The organism is Actinomadura sp. SCN-SB, assembly GCF_043906805.1.
In the GTDB taxonomy this organism is placed as follows: domain Bacteria; phylum Actinomycetota; class Actinomycetes; order Streptosporangiales; family Streptosporangiaceae; genus Spirillospora.
In genome coordinates this window covers 1-2611 of the sequence record NZ_JBIMPP010000147.1, presented here as the reverse complement: position 1 = coordinate 2611, position 2611 = coordinate 1, and the positions used below count along the sequence as shown (strand labels likewise).

The window sequence follows — 2611 nt, the reverse complement described above, 5'->3', positions numbered from 1 at the left end:
CTGCACCCCCGTGGGGCTCCGCCCCTACACCCCCATGGGGCCTTCGCCCCTCCGTGGGGCTTCGCCTGTCGCTTCCTCTCTAGGGTGGTGGGGCACGTCATTGTGGGGGCGACCCCCACACTCCCGGTGCGGGGCCAGCGATCCTCGCCGCTCGCCTGGGACTCGCGGCGGTTACCGCTGACCCCGGTGTACGGCTGGCTCTTTCCGACCCGGGGCAGCCAGGTGTCCTCGATGTCGGCGATGCTGCTCAGCAGGCTGTGGACGAGAACGGCCGGTCCCTATGGTCGCTGGGTCGAGGCGTTCGATCTGTGGCCTGTGTCTCAGCGGGCTGCTGTCGCGTCACGCTCGGGGGAGCCGCGGCGTCATGGGTGTATGGAGCAAATACTTCTGCGTGGCACCCCGTGAGGGATCCCTCGTGAGCATCGACTTCACGGTCATGTACGCGGCTCACGACGCTTTTCGTCGTGATCTCGACCGATTGGCGAACGTTGTGGCGGCGGATAGGGCCTCCTCGCCGCGGGTTCGTGCGGGATGGGCCAACTTCAAACACCAGCTACGAATCCACCACATCGTCGAGGACACGGTCCTGTGGCCACGGGTCCAGCGGGCGGCGCGGGGCATGCCGAGCGCGCTGGCGCTGCTCAGGGAGATGGCGGAGGAGCACTCCAGGATCGACCCGCTGCTCGCCGCGGTGGACGCGGGGCTGGGCGGGGCGGCCGGTCTGCTTGAGCATGTGGAGGACTTGCGGGCGGCACTCGACGAACACCTCGGCCATGAGGAACGGTCCGCGCTCCCGCTCGTTCGGTCCCTTCTCACACCGGAGGACTGGGAGGCGTTCACCGAGGAGATCCGGCGCCGCCAGGGCGCCCAGGGCACGGCGGTCTTCGTGCCGTGGGTCATCGACGGGATCGCGCCCACCGAGCGGAGCAGGTTCCTGGCCACGCTGCCCCCGCCGGTACGCAGCCTCAACCGGCTGACCTGGGAGCGCCGGTACCGCAAGCTCCGCTTATGGGCGGTCTGAGCGTCGGCGTAGCGGGTCAGCCGGGTTCGTTGCCGGGCTTCCACTTGAGGCCGCAACCCAGGCTGGGTGTGTGCGGCTCCGGAACGGCCTTTCCTGCCAGGACGAGGTCGGCCGCTGCGCGTAGGGAGGCGCCGTCTGATGGGACGTCGTTGCGTGGACGGGCGCCGTCGAACTCGCCGCGGTAGGCCAGCCGCCGGTCCGCGTCGTACAGGAAGAAGTCGGGAGTGCAGGCAGCCCGGTACGCGCGCGCGACCTCCTGCGTCTCGTCCAGCACGTAGGGGAAGGTGAAACCGGCGCGTTCGGCCTGCTCGCGCATGTGCTCGGCGTCGTCATCGGGGTACTGGACGGTGTCGTTGCTGGAGATCCCGATGGTCGCCAGGCCCTTGGCGGCGTATTCGGCGGTGAACTCGCCCAGGGCCTTCTCCACACGGCGTACGTACGGGCAGTGGTTGCAAAGGAATACCACCAGCAGCGCGGGCGCGTCCGCGAACGTCCCCGGAGAAACGGCGGGGCCGCCGCCGACGGGCGGGAGAGTGAAGTCGGGAGCGGGCGTGCCCAAAGGAACCATGAACGATGCGAGCGCCATGTCGCCATTCTCTCCCGGCGGTGTGCCCGGCCGGAACCAAGGCTTGCGCGGTGCCCGTATGAAGCGGCACTTAGTACGATCCGTTGCGTCCCGAGCGAAAGTAGGGTGAGCGCATGCCGGCACAAGAGCAGATGAAGAAGGCCCTTCAGACCTACATCGACAGCTTCGACGCGGGGGACGCGGCCACGATCGCGGAGTTGTTCGCCGACGACGCCGTGATCGAGGACCCGGTCGGCAAGCCGCAGATCTCCGGGCGTCCCGCGATCGACGAGTTCTACGCCAAGGCCATCAGCGCCGGCACCAAGCTCACCCTGGACGGGCCGATCCGCGGCTCGCACGGCAATGGCGCCGCCATGGCCCTCACCATCGAGGTCCCGGCGATGAACCTGCGAATCCGCGCCATCGACGCCATGACCTTCAACGAGGACGGCAAGATCGTCGAGATGCGCGCCTACTGGGGCCCCGACGACTTCGAGAAGTGACCGCACGCCAGTAACCCCCGTAGGTCCCCCCACACACACAATTGGCCCGGTCCCAATGGGGGCATCGGGGCCAAGCTCTCGACCCGCGCGGCCCCCACGATGTTCCGCCAGGGCCTGTTTCAAAGTTGGTCGGAGTCCTTCATTGATGGCGGCGATGAACGCTCTCCCGGCGGGCTCGCTGCATGCGGCGCATGACACGCCACCGCTCTCTCACTTCGAAACAGGCCCTAGATCGCTCTGCCACCCCGATGGGCGCGAGGGGTCAGGCAGCGGCGAGGGCGGCTGATTCCGCGTCAAGGGTGTGGACTCACAATGACGCGGAGGGTGGCCGCCCCCACCGCGTCTCAACGTGGCGAAGGGCGTAGCCCCACGGGGGTGTCGGGGGCGGAGCCCCTGACCGGGGTCGTAGGGGCGGAGCCCCTACACCGGGGTCGGCGGTCACCGCCGCGAGCCGCCAGGCGAGCGGCGGGGGCCGCTGGGCCCGGACCCGGGGGGGGGGGGGGGTGCCCCCCCCCCCATTAC

General features: G+C 69.3%; 3 protein-coding genes. 2 read left to right on the top strand and 1 reads right to left on the bottom strand.

Annotated features, from left to right (window positions below):
* Nucleotides 1–415: 415 nt before the first annotated feature.
* Entirely contained in the window at nt 416–1021 is a 606-nt protein-coding gene (locus ACGWYJ_RS38730; protein ID WP_395111669.1) for a hemerythrin domain-containing protein, read from the top strand.
* 16 nt (nt 1022–1037) lie between these two features.
* Here the strand turns inward: ACGWYJ_RS38730 and ACGWYJ_RS38725 are convergent, their stop codons facing one another.
* On the bottom strand, nt 1038–1607 hold the full coding sequence (locus tag ACGWYJ_RS38725; RefSeq protein ID WP_395111667.1) for a thioredoxin family protein: 570 nt from the start codon (nt 1605–1607) through the stop codon (nt 1038–1040).
* Between the two features lie 113 nt (nt 1608–1720).
* On the opposite strand from ACGWYJ_RS38725, the gene ACGWYJ_RS38720 reads away from it, so the two are divergent.
* Nucleotides 1721–2089, top strand: a complete 369-nt coding sequence (locus tag ACGWYJ_RS38720) for a nuclear transport factor 2 family protein (RefSeq protein WP_395111666.1) — start codon at nt 1721–1723, stop codon at nt 2087–2089.
* Nucleotides 2090–2611: the final 522 nt, after the last annotated feature.